Annotated in this window: 13 protein-coding genes; 5 read left to right on the forward strand and 8 right to left on the reverse strand. The window is 72.2% G+C overall.

Going from position 1 to position 14,130, the window contains the following annotated elements; genetic code table 11:
• Positions 1-20 precede the first annotated feature (20 nt).
• Genes M5362_RS22450 through M5362_RS22485 form a run of 8 tightly spaced genes read right to left on the reverse strand, consistent with a single transcriptional unit; the run spans position 21 to position 6,991 of the window.
• Positions 21-2,027 (reverse strand): NADH-quinone oxidoreductase subunit L, encoded by a 2,007-nt coding sequence (locus tag M5362_RS22450; protein WP_260229488.1) that lies wholly within the window; start codon positions 2,025-2,027, stop codon positions 21-23.
• Complete coding sequence (gene nuoK, locus M5362_RS22455; RefSeq protein ID WP_260229490.1) at positions 2,024-2,401, reverse strand: NADH-quinone oxidoreductase subunit NuoK; 378 nt, start codon at positions 2,399-2,401, stop codon at positions 2,024-2,026. Before nuoK ends, M5362_RS22450 begins: the two co-directional genes overlap by 4 nt.
• Complete coding sequence (locus M5362_RS22460) at positions 2,401-2,967, reverse strand: NADH-quinone oxidoreductase subunit J (RefSeq protein WP_260229491.1); 567 nt, start codon at positions 2,965-2,967, stop codon at positions 2,401-2,403. Before M5362_RS22460 ends, nuoK begins: the two co-directional genes overlap by 1 nt.
• Positions 2,964-3,545, reverse strand: coding sequence for an NADH-quinone oxidoreductase subunit I (locus tag M5362_RS22465; RefSeq protein ID WP_260229492.1), 582 nt, complete (start codon positions 3,543-3,545; stop codon positions 2,964-2,966). The genes M5362_RS22460 and M5362_RS22465 overlap by 4 nt, the downstream gene beginning before the upstream one ends.
• Positions 3,545-4,513, reverse strand: a complete 969-nt coding sequence (locus M5362_RS22470) for a complex I subunit 1 family protein (RefSeq protein ID WP_260229493.1) — start codon at positions 4,511-4,513, stop codon at positions 3,545-3,547. Before M5362_RS22470 ends, M5362_RS22465 begins: the two co-directional genes overlap by 1 nt.
• Positions 4,510-5,907: an NADH-quinone oxidoreductase subunit C gene (locus M5362_RS22475; protein WP_260229494.1), complete on the reverse strand. Its 1,398-nt coding sequence runs from the start codon at positions 5,905-5,907 to the stop codon at positions 4,510-4,512. Before M5362_RS22475 ends, M5362_RS22470 begins: the two co-directional genes overlap by 4 nt.
• The gene (locus M5362_RS22480) at positions 5,904-6,521 is read right to left on the reverse strand and encodes an NADH-quinone oxidoreductase subunit B (RefSeq protein ID WP_260229495.1); all 618 of its coding nucleotides are present in this window, start codon (positions 6,519-6,521) and stop codon (positions 5,904-5,906) included. Before M5362_RS22480 ends, M5362_RS22475 begins: the two co-directional genes overlap by 4 nt.
• The gene (locus M5362_RS22485) at positions 6,512-6,991 is read right to left on the reverse strand and encodes an NADH-quinone oxidoreductase subunit A (protein WP_260229496.1); all 480 of its coding nucleotides are present in this window, start codon (positions 6,989-6,991) and stop codon (positions 6,512-6,514) included. Before M5362_RS22485 ends, M5362_RS22480 begins: the two co-directional genes overlap by 10 nt.
• A gap of 294 nt (positions 6,992-7,285) precedes the next feature.
• On the opposite strand from M5362_RS22485, the gene M5362_RS22490 reads away from it, so the two are divergent.
• The 5 genes from M5362_RS22490 (at position 7,286) to M5362_RS22510 (ending at position 14,091) form a co-directional block, all read left to right on the forward strand.
• Entirely contained in the window at positions 7,286-8,443 is a 1,158-nt protein-coding gene (locus tag M5362_RS22490; RefSeq protein ID WP_260229498.1) for a sensor domain-containing protein, read from the forward strand.
• Between the two features lie 214 nt (positions 8,444-8,657).
• Positions 8,658-9,944 (forward strand): sensor histidine kinase, encoded by a 1,287-nt coding sequence (locus M5362_RS22495; RefSeq protein ID WP_260229499.1) that lies wholly within the window; start codon positions 8,658-8,660, stop codon positions 9,942-9,944.
• A 234-nt stretch (positions 9,945-10,178) separates the two neighbouring features.
• The gene (locus tag M5362_RS22500; protein ID WP_260229561.1) at positions 10,179-10,838 is read left to right on the forward strand and encodes a response regulator transcription factor; all 660 of its coding nucleotides are present in this window, start codon (positions 10,179-10,181) and stop codon (positions 10,836-10,838) included.
• A gap of 270 nt (positions 10,839-11,108) precedes the next feature.
• Entirely contained in the window at positions 11,109-13,046 is a 1,938-nt protein-coding gene (locus tag M5362_RS22505) for a 2-oxoacid:acceptor oxidoreductase subunit alpha (RefSeq protein ID WP_260229500.1), read from the forward strand.
• On the forward strand, positions 13,039-14,091 hold the full coding sequence (locus M5362_RS22510; RefSeq protein WP_260229501.1) for a 2-oxoacid:ferredoxin oxidoreductase subunit beta: 1,053 nt from the start codon (positions 13,039-13,041) through the stop codon (positions 14,089-14,091). Before M5362_RS22505 ends, M5362_RS22510 begins: the two co-directional genes overlap by 8 nt.
• Positions 14,092-14,130: the final 39 nt, after the last annotated feature.

The raw sequence follows: 14,130 nt of genomic DNA on the forward strand, positions 1-14,130 counted from the left end.
TCGCTGATATCGATCACGTCTCACGCTCCCGCGACGGCGACGAGTACGGCGGCGATCGCCAGGACGACGGAGCCGGCGAGCAGGGCGCTCAGATAGGTCTGCACGTTGCCGGTCTGGGCACGGCGGACGAGCCAGCCGAGCCACTGGGTGCCGGTGCCCGCACCGCGCACGTACGTGTCGACGACCTCGCGGTCCAGGAAGCGGACCAGGGAGGCCGCCGCGAGGACGGGGCGGACGAACGCGGCGGTGTAGAGGGCGTCCAGGTGGAAGCCGGCGGCCGCGGAGCGGTGCAGGGGGCCGAGCAGGGCGCGGCCGGGGTCGGTCGGGTCCTCGGCGGGGTGCGGCAGGTGCAGGGCCTCCGCCTCGACCTGGCCGGCGTCGGCGTCGGGGTGGGCGACGTGCGCCGGGACCGGCTCGCCGCCGGGGGCCGGGGCGGTGAGGGCCTGGGCCCTGGCGGCCTTGACGGCGAGGGTGCGCCAGACCGCGTAGGTGACGACGGCGCCGACGAGGGCGATGCCCGTGCCGAGGACCGCCGTGGTGACGGTGGGGGTGAGGGCGTGGCCGTCGAACCAGTCGTCGAGGTACGTGACGCTCAGACCGAAGCCGAGGGACGGGAGGGCGAGCACCCACAGGACGGTCGTCATGGCGAGCGGCTGGCGACCGTGATCGGGGGCCTCGGCGCCACGGCCCCGGAAGGCCAGCAGCCAGAGCCGGGTCGCGTAGGCGGCGGTGAGGAGTGCGGTGAGCAGGCCCGCGACGAGGACGGTCCAGCCGGCCCCCGCGGGCGCGACGGTCCGGTCGCCGAGGGCGGTGTGCTCGGCGGCCACGAGGACGGCTTCCTTGGAGAAGAAGCCGGCGAACGGCGGCAGGGCGGCGAGCGCGAGGAGGGCGACGGTCATCGTCCAGTACGCGTCGGGGACCCGCTTCGTCAGGCCGCTCATCCGGGACATCGCCGACAGCGAGTTCGTACCGGCGGCGTGGATGATCACGCCGGCGGCGAGGAAGAGGAGGGCCTTGAAGGCGCCGTGGGACATGAGGTGGAAGACGGCGGCGCCGCGGTCGCCGACGGCCAGGGCGCCGGCCATGTAGCCGAGCTGACCGATCGTCGAGTAGGCGAGGACGCGCTTGATGTCGTCCTGGGCGAGCGCGGCGAGCCCCGACCCGACCATCGTGACGGCGGCCATCACGGCGAGCACGGTCAGCGCGGCCGCGGACGAGGCGAAGACGGGCAGCAGGCGGGCCACGAAGTAGATGCCGGCGGCGACCATGGTCGCCGCGTGGATGAGCGCGGAGACGGGGGTGGGGCCGGCCATCGCGTCGGGGAGCCAGGTGTGCAGCGGGAACTGCGCGGACTTGCCCGCCACGCCGGCGAGGAGCAGCAGCGCGACGAGGGTGGGGTGGTCGAGGCCGCCGCTCGCGACGGCGCCGAGGATCCCGTCGATCCGGAAGGTGCCCGCGTCCGTGGCGAGCGCGAAGAGGCCGATCAGGAAGGGCACGTCGCCGAGCTTGGTGACCAGGAAGGCCTTGAGGGAGGCGGCCCGGGCCTCGGGGGTCTCCCAGTAGTGGCCGACGAGGAAGTACGAGCAGATGCCCATGATCTCCCAGCCGACCAGGAGCACCATCAGGTCGCCGGAGTAGACGACGAGCAGCATCGCGGAGGTGAAGAGGGAGACGAGTGCGGCGTACGAGGGGTAGCGCGGGTCCTCGCGCAGATAGCCGGTCGAGTAGATCTGCACGCAGGTGGCGACGACCCCGACGACCACGGCGACGAGGGCGGCGAAGCCGTCGATGTACAGCGCCAGGTCGATGGGGACCGAGCCGGTGGGGGTGAGCTGGGTGGAGGCCTCGATCGTCTGCCCGCCGCCCTGCCGGACGGCGACCACGACGGCCAGGACGGCGGCGGCCAGCGTGGGAAGGACGGCGAGGGGACGGACGAAGCCGGGCGCGGTCCGGCCCAGGAGCAGGCCGGCGGCGGAGCCGAGGAAGGGAAGGAGGGGGACGAGGACGGCGAGGGTCGTCGTGGTCACGCGGCGGCCTCGGCCTTCTCGTCGGCCCCGGCGGTCCGGGGCTCGGCGTCGTCGGTCCCGGGCCCGTGGGGCTCGGCGTTGTCGCGCAGGCGGTCGACGTCCGAGGTGCCGCGGTTGCGGTGGACCATCAGGACGATCGCGAGACCGATGCCGATCTCGGCGGCGGCGATGGCGATGGTGAAGAGGGTCAGCGCCTGGCCGGCGTGCAGGGCGTCGCGGAGCCAGACGTCGAAGGCGACCAGGTTGAGGTTGACGGCGTTGAGCATCAGCTCGACGGACATCAGGACCAGGATCGCGTTGCGGCGGGCGAGGACGCCGTACAGGCCGACGCAGAAGAGGAGGGCGGCGAGGACGGCGGGGTAGGCGAGATGCATCAGTCCCGGGCCTCCTTGGCGTTCTTGCGGGACAGGACGATCGCGCCGACCAGCGCGGCGAGCAGCAGGACGGAGAGCGCCTCGAAGGGCAGCACCCAGTGCCGGAAGAGGATCTCGCCGGACACCTTGGTGGAGCCCTGGGCCGGTCCGTCCAGCTCGATCCAGGTCGTACGGAAGGCGTCGACGACCACCCAGACGAGCGCGGCGGCCGCGGCGAGCGCGACCGCGAGGGCGACCGGGCGGTTGCCCGAGTCGGCGTCGGGGGAGCGCCCGATGGGGGCCTTGGTGAGCATGAGGCCGAAGAGAAGGAGGACGACGACGGAGCCGACGTAGATCAGCACCTGGACCCAGGCGATGAACTCCGCGGTCAGCAGGAGGTACTCGACGGCGAGCCCGCCGAGCGCCACGACGAGCCAGAGCGCGGCGTGGACGAGCTGGCGGGTGGTGACGGTGACGACGGCCGCGCCGAGGGTGACGAGGCCGACGAGGAGGAAGGCGACCTCGACGCCGGAGGGCGAGAGGAAGCCGGGGGTGGCTGCGGCGAGGGTACTGGCGGCGAGGTTCACTGCTGGTCCCCTTCGGCCTGAGCCTGGGCCTCGGCCTGCGCCTGGGCGGCGGCGGCCGCGGCGGCCGCCTTCTCGACGGCCTTGCGGGCGGCGCCGATCTCCTTCGGCTCCTCGGCGCGCGGGTCGAGCGCGGGCGGTTCGGGGACCGTCCACATCCACTCGCGGAGCTTGTCGCGCTCGTGGGTGAGCTCGTGGATGTCGGTCTCCGCGTACTCGAACTCGGGCGACCAGAACAGCGCGTCGAAGGGGCACACCTCGATGCAGATACCGCAGTACATGCAGAGGGCGAAGTCGATGGCGAAGCGGTCGAGGACGTTACGGCTGCGCTCTCGGCCACCGGGGGCGGCGGCGGGCACCGTCTCCTTGTGGGAGTCGATGTAGATGCACCAGTCGGGGCACTCGCGGGCGCAGAGCATGCAGACGGTGCAGTTCTCCTCGAAGAGCCCGATGACACCGCGGGTGCGGGGCGGGAGTTCGGGCTGCTTCTCCGGGTACTGCGCGGTGACGGTCTTCCTCGTCATCGTGCGGAGGGTGACGGCGAGGCCCTTGGCAAGGCCGGAACCGGGGATCGGGGACATCAGTTGATCGCCACCTTCACGATGCCGGTGAGCGCGATCTGCGCGAGGGCGAGCGGGATAAGCGTCGTCCAGGCGAGCTTCTGGAGCTGGTCCTCGCGGAGCCGGGGGTAGCTGACCCGGAGCCAGATGACGACGAAGGCGAGGATCGCGGTCTTGAGGAGGGTCCAGACCCAGCCGAGGCCTTCGGCGCCGAAGGGGCCGTGCCAGCCGCCGAGGAAGAGGACGGTGGTGAGCCCGCAGAGGACGACGATGCCGGCGTACTCGGCGAGCAGGAAGAGCGCGAATCGCAGGCCGGTGTACTCGGTGTACGCGCCGAAGATGATCTCGGAGTCGGCGACGGGCATGTCGAACGGCGGGCGCTGGAGCTCCGCGAGGCCCGCGACGAAGAAGACGATCGCGCCGACGATCTGCCAGGGCAGCCACCACCACTCGAAGGCATCGACGATGCCGGGGAGGGAGACGGTGCCGGCCGCCATCGCGACGGAGGCGGCGGTGAGGAGCATCGGGAGCTCGTAGGCGAGCAGCTGCGCGGCGGTGCGGAGGCCGCCGAGCAGTGAGAACTTGTTGGCGGACGCCCAGCCGGCCATGAGGCTGCCGAGGACGCCGACGCCCATGACGGCGAGGACGAAGAAGATGCCGGCGTCGACGACCTCGCCGACGGCGCCTTCGCCCGGGCCGATGGGGATGGCCACGAGGACGAGGAGGTACGGGAGGAGGGCGACGGCGGGGGCGAGCTGGAAGACGCGGCGGTCGGCGTCGGCCGGGACCACGTCCTCCTTCTGCGCGAACTTGACCCCGTCGGCGACGAGCTGGGCCCACCCGTGGAATCCACCGGCGTACATGGGGCCGAGGCGGCCCTGCATGTGGGCCATGACCTTGTGCTCGGTCTGCCCGATGACGAGGGGCAGGACGAGGAACACGGCGAAGACGACGAGCAGCCGCAGGGCGACGTCGAGTGCGTCGTTCACGCGGATTCGCCTCCGTCGGGGTCGGTGGGTGCGTCGGGGTCGGTGGGTTGTGTGCGTTCGGGCCGTCCGGCCGGGGGCGCCTGAGGACCGCCTTCCGGTGCCGCCTTGGGCGCGGGGGCGGGGCCGGCCTCCGGGGCGGGTTCGGGCTCCGGCGCGGGGGCGGGCTCCGGGGCCGTTTCGGGCGCCGGGGTCTCGTCGAACGTCGGGCGGGCGTGGTGCCACGGGGCGTCCGAGCTCCGGGTGCGCGGCGGCGCGGGCGCGGCAGGCGTACCCGCCTGGCTCGCGGAGCCGTCGGCCGCGCTGCGACTGCGGCGCGGCGGGCGCGCGGGAGCCTGCGGGGCCGCCTGGTCGGCGGGGGCCTCCGGGGCCTGGTTCGCGGCGCCGTCTGTCGTCTCGGTCGGCGTGGGCGCCTGACCGGCGGGGGCGGTGGCGTCTGCGGCGCCGTCCGCTGGCGGCGCCGCCTGGCTCGCGGAGCCGTCCGCCGCACTGCGGCTGCGGCGCGGCGGGCGGGCGGGAGCCTGCGGGGCCTGGTCCGGGGCGCCGTCCACCGTCTCAGCCGGCGAACCCGCCTGGCGCGCGGCAGCCTCCGGGGTCGCCCGGTCGGCGGGAGCGATGGCGCCCGGGGCCGCCTGGTCGGTGGAGGGGATGGCGTTCGGGGACGCCTGGTCCGTGGGGGGCTGCGGGGGCTGGCTCGTCGAGTCCTCCGGCGCCGTGCGGGCAGCGCGGCGTGGGGGCTCGGCCTCCGTACGGGTTCGGCGGGCCGGGCGGTCCCCCGTGGCGGCCGCGCGGGCGGGGCGGGCCGGGGCAGGGGGGAGCTGGCCCTTCATCGGGCCCCAGTCGTTCGGGTCGGGGACGCCCGGGGGAAGCATCTGGCGGCGCTTCGGGCCGCCGTGCTCCGACTCCCCCGGCTCCTTCGCACCCGGCCACGCCTTCACGACCCGCGCGGCCAGCACGAAGTCCTTCCGCAGCGGATGGCCCTCGAAGTTCTCCGGCAGCAGCAGCGGGACGAGGTTCGGGTGGTCCGTGAACTCGACGCCGAACATCTCGTGCGTCTCGCGCTCGTGCCACTCCGCGCCCGCGTAGACCGGGATCGCCGTCGGCAGCACCGGAGCCTCGTGGCTCACCGTCGTCCGCACCAGCAGGCGACGCACCGCGCCGCCCTCAAGGGCCACCACGTGCGCGCACACCCGGAACCCCGCGCCCGGCTCGTCCACGGCGCTCAGCCAGTCGAAGTACGTGCAGCCGAGCTTGTCCCGCGCGATCTCCAGCGCGGCGATCCACGAGCCGACGGGCACGTCCACCGTCAGCAGGTCGTACGCCCGTTCCGCCCGCGCCTCCTCGCCGAAGACCTCGGTCACGGCCTCCGGGAGGGAGTCGTACGCGTTCGCGTTCACTTGTCATCACCGCCCGGCGCGGGCGGAGCGACCAGACCGCTCGTCAGCTGGCCCACCGACGGGCCGGAGTAGCGCTCGGCCAGCGACTCCCGCGCGATCTTCTCCTGGAGCTTGAGGATTCCCTGAAGCAGCGCCTCCGGGCGCGGCGGGCAGCCCGGCACGTACACGTCGACGGGGATGATCTGGTCGACGCCCTTCGTCACCGAGTACGAGTCCCAGTACGGTCCGCCGCAGTTCGAGCAGGCGCCGAAGGAGATCACGTACTTGGGCTCGGGCATCTGCTCGTACAGCCGCTTCACCGCCGGCGCCATCTTGTCCGTCACCGTGCCGGAGACGATCATCAGGTCGGCCTGGCGCGGCCCGGGCGCGAACGGGATCACGCCGAGCCGGATGAAGTCGTGGCGGGCCATCGACGCGGCGATGAACTCGATCGCGCAGCAGGCGAGGCCGAAGTTGAAGACCCAGAGGCTGTAGCGGCGGCCCCAGTTCAGGACCACCTTCATCGGCTCGGGGGCGAGCCGCGCGAGCGGGCCCAGCTTCGGAGCCGGAAGCGGGTCCGGGAGCGGCGTCGGCGTCGAGGCCGGGGCCGAGGTCGGGGTCGGGGTCACGTCCATGTCAGGACGCCCTTCTTGTACGCGTAGAGCAGTCCCACGGCCAGGAAGCCGAGGAAGATGAACATCTCGACCAGCGTCGTCGCGCCGTAGCCGGGCGCGGCGAACACGGTCGCCCAGGGGAAGAGGAAGATCGAGTCGACCGCGAAGATCACGTAGAGGAACCCGTACACGTAGTAGCGGACCTGGGTGTGCGCCCAGCCCTCCCCCACGGGGTCGACACCGCACTCGTACGTCAGCAGCTTCTCCGGCGTCGGGACGACGGGGCGCAGCAGCCGGCCCGCGCCGAACGCGACGGCGACGAAGAGCACGCCGATGACGGCGAGCAGGCCGACGACGGAGTACGACCCGAAGTAGTCCGCCGCGAGTCCGATTCCCGCCCGCACGGTCGGATCCGGCACGTCCACCCCTCGCTTCCTGCCCGTTTCGACGATCTGTACGCACGGGAGTCTAGGGGGTGTCTTGTGGATCATGCCGGGCTCGCGACGCCTGGCACGCACTCCCCCGTAGCCCTTCGGGCACGGGAGGTGCCCCCACGCCGCGTTGTCGTCAGTCGCCGACGCTCCGCGTCGACTCCATCCTCCGCCTTGCGATCGCACGCACCAGACGCCGCTCCCTGATCCGGCCTGATCCACAAGACACCCCCTAGGCCCTGCTAAAGATCCCGTAAGCGGTCATGTCACAGAGTGAGCGGTGGGGATATCCCTACTCCCCTTCACCGACGTACCCCATGGCGTGCCGAGCCCCCCGACCGGCACGCTTGCCCCATGAGCGTCGACACCGAGACCCCGCTGCCGCCCGTGCGCCTCGCCTACGGCCGGCACACCTGGAGGGAGATCGCCTTCCTCCTCACCAACCTGCCGGCCGCCCTCGTCGGCTTCGTGTACACGGTGGTGGCGGTCGCCGTCGGCGTGGGTCTGGCCGTCACGGTGATCGGTCTGCCGCTGCTCGCCCTCGGTCTCGCCGGGGCGCGGGGGCTGGGCCGGGCCGAACGGAGGCGGGCCCGGGCGCTGCTCGGCGTACGGGTGGACGAGCCCAGTCCGCTCCCCCGTCGGCACGGCTTCCTCCCCTGGCTGTGGACGGCGCTGAAGGACCCGGTCGGATGGCGGACGATGCTGTACGGCTTCATCCGGCTGCCCTGGGGGATCGTGACCTTCACCGTCACCCTGGTCTCGCTGGTCGTGCTCTGGCCCCTGCTGCCCTTCGTCGCCCGCGGTCTGGCGACCGCCGACCGGGCCATGGTCCGCGGTCTCCTCTCCCCCTCGGACGAGCTGGAGCGGCGGATCGCCGAGCTGGAGACGGACCGGGGCGTGGTCGTGGACACCGCCGCCGCCGACCTGCGCCGGATCGAGCGCGATCTGCACGACGGCGCCCAGGCCCGGCTCGTCGCCCTCGCCATGGGGCTCGGTCTGGCGAAGGAGAAGCTCCTGGAGGACCCGGAGGCGGCGGCCGCGATGGTCGACGAGGCGCACGGCGAGGTGAAGCTGGCCCTCCAGGAGCTGCGCGACCTGGCCCGGGGCATCCACCCGGCGGTCCTGACCGACCGGGGCCTGGACGCCGCGCTCTCGTCGATCGCCGCGCGCTGCACGGTCCCGGTGAAGGTGACGGTCGACCTGACCGAGCGCCCGGCCGAGGCCATCGAGGGCATCGCGTACTTCACCGTGTCCGAGCTGCTCCAGAACGTGTCCAAGCACGCGCGGGCCCGTTCGGCCTCGGTGGAGGTGTGGCGGCGTGAGGACCGGCTGCTGCTCCAGGTACGGGACGACGGGCAGGGCGGGGCGCGGCTCGACAGCGGGACGGGGATGGCGGGGCTCGCGGAGCGCCTCGGGGCGGTCGACGGGCTCTTCGTCCTCGACTCGCCGGAGGGCGGCCCGACGACGGTCACGGCGGAACTCCCGTGGCGAGCCCGCCCGGCACAGGCGTAGGACGGCGCCCTACACGCCCCACGCGCGCGTGCGACTGCGCCCCTGCCCCCGGCCCGCGCGCAGGACGACACCCCCGTAGGTGACGACACCCCCCGTAGGTAGGGACAACCCCCCGTACGAGACGCCCACCCTCCTCATGGCCCGGCGTGCGCCCGCACGAAAGCCTTGAGGCGTGCTCCTCCACCCCTCCCCCGAGCAGAAACGGACAACAGCGATGGCCTCCCACCGCCTCCCCGCCGCGATCCGAGCGCCGTTCGAGGCCCGTACCTGGCGCGAGTTCGGCTACCTGGTGCTCGGGCTGCCGCTGAGCTGCGTCTACTTCGCCCTCGCCGTCGCCCTGGTCTCCGCCGGCGCCGGGCTCCTCGTCACCTTCCTCGGCATCCCGGTCCTCGCGGGCGCCCTCACCCTGTGCCGCGGCTTCGGGGCCGTCGAGCGGGCCCGGGCGCGCGGGCTGCTCGGCCTGGACGTGGCGCCGCCCGAGCCGGCCCGGGGCCGTACCGGCGGGGCCATGGCCTGGATGGGGGCGACCCTGAAGAGCGGCGCGTCCTGGCGCCACCTCCTCTACGCGCTCCTGCACATGCCGTGGGCGATCTTCGCCTTCACGGTCTCGGTGGCCTTCTGGGTGTACGGCTGGGCCCTCTTCACGTACCCGCTGTGGCAGTGGGTCTTCCCGATGTACGCCGGTCAGGACGGCCTCCAGCTGTACGGCGACCGGACGCACGCCTTCTATCTGGACTCCCCCTTCGAGGTCGCGGCCACCAGCGCCATCGGGCTGCTCTTCGTGGTCGCCGGGCCGTGGATCATCCGATCACTGGCGGCCGTGGACCGGCTGATGGTCTCGGGGCTCCTCGGCCCGTCGCGGCTCGCGACCCGCGTCACGGAGCTGGAGACGGACCGGGGCGTGGTCGTGGACACCGCCGCCGCCGACCTGCGCCGGATCGAGCGCGATCTGCACGACGGCGCCCAGGCCCGGCTCGTCGCCCTCGCCATGGATCTGGGGCTGGCCAAGGAGAAGCTGACGGAGGACCCGAAGGCGGCGGCGCGGATGGTCGAGGACGCGCACGGCGAGGTGAAGACCGCGCTGCAGGAGCTGCGGGACCTGGCCCGGGGCATCCACCCGGCGGTCCTGACCGACCGGGGCCTGGACGCGGCGCTGTCGGCGGTCGCGGCGCGCTGCACCGTCCCGGTCTCGGTGGAGGTGGATCTCCCGGCCCGGCCCGTGCCGGCGATCGAGGGCATCGCGTACTTCACCGTGTCCGAGCTGCTCCAGAACGTGTCCAAGCACGCCGGAGCCCGGCGCGCCTGGGTGGACGTGTGGCGGGTGGGCGACCGGCTGCTGCTCCAGGTGCGGGACGACGGCCGGGGCGGCGCGGACGCGTCGGCGGGCGGGGGTCTGGCCGGGCTCATGGAGCGGCTGGAGGCGGTCGACGGAATCCTGGCCGTGGACTCGCCGGCCGGCGGCCCGACGACGATCACGGCGGAACTCCCCTGGCGTGCCTAGGGCGTGTCGGCACCATGGCCCCCGGCCGCGAGCGGTCTCCGAGGCGGTACATCGCCCGCCCGAGAGCCCTGTGCGAGTCTCCCGAATGCTCCCCATCTGCTGACCATGCCATGACAGAGTCCTGACACACCCTGAACCCGACCCCGCCCCTTCGCGTCCCTCTTACTGCGATGCTGGGTCGCATCGAACACCGGAACATGGGGGCTGCAGGTCGTGGAAGACGTGGCGGACAGAGTGCGCGTGGTCATCGCCGAGGATTCGGTGCTGCTCCGTGAGGGCCTGACCCGGCTGCTGACGGACCGGGGGCACGATGTCGTCGCCGGGGTGGGCGACGGAGAGGCGCTGGTCAAGACCGTCGCCGGGCTCGCGGGCGAGGGCGCGCTGCCCGATGTGGTCGTGGCGGACGTACGGATGCCCCCGACCCACACGGACGAGGGCGTCCGGGCGGCGGTGCGGCTGCGCAAGGAGTACCCCGGGGTCGGGGTGCTGGTTCTGTCGCAGTACGTGGAGGAGCAGTACGCCACCGAACTGCTGGCCGGTTCCAGCCGGGGCGTCGGCTATCTCCTGAAGGACCGGGTCGCCGAGGTCCGCGAGTTCGTGGACGCCGTGGTCCGGGTGGCCCGGGGCGGTACGGCGCTGGACCCCGAGGTCGTGCAGCAGCTGCTCGGCCGGAGCCGTAAGCAGGACGTCCTGGCGAACCTGACCCCGCGCGAACGCGAGGTCCTCGGTCTGATGGCCGAGGGGCGGACGAACTCCGCGATCGCGAAACAGCTGGTGGTGAGCGACGGCGCGGTGGAGAAGCACATCAGCAACATCTTCCTGAAGCTGGGCCTGTCACCGAGTGAGGGGGATCACCGTCGGGTACTCGCGGTGTTGACCTACCTCAATTCCTGACGAGCTGACACTCTGTCAGATATCGGCGATCGGACCTACGACCGAAGAACGAGCGGAACGCGACTTTCCGGAAAGCTCTGGGGGGCGACAGAACGTGACGATCCATGGCAAAAAGTCATCTCAAAACGAGGTCCACGATGCGAGAAGTCCCGGGGAGGGCCTCCTTACCGTCGTAGGGTGGGCCACGGGGCCGGCCGGTTCGCCGACCGCTCCCCGAGCCTTCTCCCGCCTGTGGCGGAGAGACCCTTGCCGCGAGGGAGGTCCAGTTCAGTGACCAGCCAGGTCAGTAGCGAGGCCGGTGAGGCCCTGGTCGGGGAGCAGCGCAGCGCCGCCCCGACGGCCCGCCACGGCGACGAGAAGGAAGTCCGCCGACTCGATCGGGTGATCATCCGGTTCGCCGGCGACTCCGGTGACGGAATGCAGCTGACGGGTGACCGGTTCACCTCCGAGACGGCGTCCTTCGGGAACGACCTCTCGACGCTGCCGAACTTCCCGGCCGAGATCAGGGCCCCCGCCGGCACGCTGCCCGGTGTCTCCTCGTTCCAGCTGCACTTCGCGGACCACGACATCCTGACGCCGGGCGACGCCCCGAACGTGCTGGTCGCGATGAACCCCGCCGCGCTCAAGGCCAACATCGACGACGTGCCGCGGGGCAGCGAGATCATCGTCAACACGGACGAGTTCGCCAAACGCGCCATGGCCAAGGTCGGCTACGCCACCTCGCCGCTGGAGGACGGTTCGCTCTCCGGCTACCGGGTCCACCCGGTGCCGCTGACGACGCTGACGATCGAGGCGCTGAAGGAGTTCGGCCTGTCCCGGAAGGAGGCCGAGCGCTCGAAGAACATGTTCGCGCTCGGGCTGCTCTCCTGGATGTACCACCGGCCGACCGAGGGCACCGAGACCTTCCTGCGCCAGAAGTTCGCGAAGAAGCCGCAGATCGCCGAGGCGAACGTGGCCGCGTTCCGCGCCGGCTGGAACTTCGGCGAGACGACCGAGGACTTCGCCGTCTCCTACGAGGTCGCCCCGGCCACCCAGGCGTTCCCCACCGGTACGTACCGGAACATCTCCGGGAACCTGGCCCTGTCGTACGGCCTGATCGCCGCCTCCCGCCAGGCGGACCTGCCGCTCTACCTCGGCTCGTACCCGATCACACCGGCCTCGGACATCCTGCACGAGCTCAGCCGGCACAAGAACTTCGGCGTCCGCACCTTCCAGGCCGAGGACGAGATCGCCGGTATCGGCGCCGCGCTCGGCGCGGCCTTCGGCGGCTCGCTCGCCGTCACCACCACCTCCGGCCCCGGTGTGGCGCTCAAGTCCGAGACGATCGGCCTCGCGGTCTCCCTGGAGCTGCCGCTGCTCATCGTGGACATCCAGCGCGGCGGCCCGTCGACCGGGCTGCCCACCAAGACCGAGCAGGCCGACCTGCTCCAGGCGATGTACGGCCGCAACGGCGAGGCCCCGGTGCCGGTCGTGGCGCCGAGGACGCCCGCCGACTGCTTCGACGCGGCCGTCGAGGCCGCCCGGATCGCCCTCACGTACCGCACACCGGTCTTCCTGCTCTCCGACGGCTACCTCGCCAACGGCTCCGAGCCCTGGCGCATCCCGGACATCGACGAACTCCCGGACCTGCGGGTCCAGTTCGCCACCGGGCCGAACCAGGAGCAGGAGGACGGCACCGAGGTCTTCTGGCCGTACAAGCGCGACCCGCGGACCCTCGCGCGGCCGTGGGCCGTGCCCGGCACCCCCGGGCTCGAACACCGCATCGGCGGCATCGAGAAGCAGGACGGCACCGGCAACATCAGCTACGACCCGGCCAACCACGACTTCATGGTCCGCACCCGGCAGGCCAAGGTCGACGGCATCGACGTCCCGGACATCGAGGTCGACGACCCGGCCGGCGCGAAGACCCTCGTGCTGGGCTGGGGCTCCACCTACGGGCCGATCACGGCGGCCGTCCGCCGGCTGCGCGCCGCCGGACACCCCATCGCCCAGGCCCATCTGCGCCACCTGAACCCCTTCCCGAAGAACCTCGGCCAGGTGCTGAAGCGGTACGACAAGGTCGTCGTCCCGGAGATGAACCTCGGCCAGCTCGCCATGCTCGTCCGGGCGAAGTACCTCGTCGACGCCCGCTCGTACACCCAGGTCAACGGCATGCCGTTCAAGGCCGAGCAGCTCGCTTCGGCGCTCAAGGAGGCCATCGATGAGTGAGACGCTCCTGAACCTCGTGCCCAAGGCCGAAGCCTCCCAGTCGATGAAGGACTTCAAGTCCGACCAGGAGGTGCGCTGGTGCCCGGGGTGCGGCGACTACGCCGTCCTCGCCGCCGTGCAGGGCTTCATGCCCGAACTCGGTCTGGCGAAGGAGAACATCGTCTTCGTCTCCGGCATCGGCTGCTCCTCCCGCTTCCCGTACTACATGAACACCTACGGGATGCACTCCATCCACGGCCGCGCCCCGGCCATCGCGACGGGGCTGGCCACCTCCCGCCGCGACCTGTCCGTCTGGGTCGTCACCGGTGACGGCGACGCCCTCTCCATCGGCGGCAACCACCTCATCCACGCGCTGCGCCGCAACGTCAACCTCAAGATCCTGCTCTTCAACAACCGGATCTACGGCCTGACCAAGGGCCAGTACTCGCCCACCTCCGAGGTCGGCAAGGTCACCAAGTCGACGCCGATGGGCTCGCTCGACGCGCCGTTCAACCCGGTCTCGCTGGCGATCGGCGCGGAGGCCTCCTTCGTGGCCCGTACGGTCGACTCCGACCGCAAGCACCTCACCGAGGTCCTGCGCCAGGCCGCCGACCACCCCGGCACGGCGCTCGTGGAGATCTACCAGAACTGCAACATCTTCAACGACGGCGCCTTCGAGGTCCTCAAGGACAAGGACCAGGCCCAGGAGGCCGTGATCCGGCTGGAGCACGGGCAGCCGATCCGCTTCGGAGCCGCCCAGGACAAGGGGGTCGTACGGGACCCGGCCACGGGCGACCTGAAGGTCGTCACGGTCACCCCCGAGAACGAGAGCGCGATCCTGGTCCACGACGCCCACGCGGCGTCCCCGACCACCGCGTTCGCGCTCTCCCGGCTCGCCGACCCGGACACGCTCCACCAGACGCCGATCGGAGTCTTCCGCTCCGTCCGGCGCCCCGTGTACGACACGCTCATGGCCGACCAGCTGGACACGGCCATCGAGCAGCACGGCAAGGGCGACCTGGGGCAGCTCCTCGCGGGGAGCGACACCTGGACGGTCGTCGGCTGACACCGGCGGTACGGGTGAGGGGCGCGGCCGCGCGAGGGG

The sequence above is a fragment of the Streptomyces sp. Je 1-79 genome, from assembly GCF_025195125.1.
Classification (GTDB): domain Bacteria; phylum Actinomycetota; class Actinomycetes; order Streptomycetales; family Streptomycetaceae; genus Streptomyces.

Excerpts from the sequence above, each read along its gene's own strand:
- M5362_RS22465 (WP_260229492.1), bottom strand. The coding sequence starts at position 3,545 with ATGTCCCCGATCCCCGGTTCCGGCCTTGCCAAGGGCCTCGCCGTCACC.
- M5362_RS22485 (WP_260229496.1), bottom strand. The coding sequence starts at position 6,991 with ATGATCCACAAGACACCCCCTAGACTCCCGTGCGTACAGATCGTCGAA.
- M5362_RS22495 (WP_260229499.1), top strand. The coding sequence starts at position 8,658 with ATGGCCTCCCACCGCCTCCCCGCCGCGATCCGAGCGCCGTTCGAGGCC.
- M5362_RS22510 (WP_260229501.1), top strand. The coding sequence starts at position 13,039 with ATGAGTGAGACGCTCCTGAACCTCGTGCCCAAGGCCGAAGCCTCCCAG.
- M5362_RS22480 (WP_260229495.1), bottom strand. The coding sequence starts at position 6,521 with ATGGACGTGACCCCGACCCCGACCTCGGCCCCGGCCTCGACGCCGACG.
- nuoK (WP_260229490.1), bottom strand. The coding sequence starts at position 2,401 with ATGCATCTCGCCTACCCCGCCGTCCTCGCCGCCCTCCTCTTCTGCGTC.
- M5362_RS22490 (WP_260229498.1), top strand. The coding sequence starts at position 7,286 with ATGAGCGTCGACACCGAGACCCCGCTGCCGCCCGTGCGCCTCGCCTAC.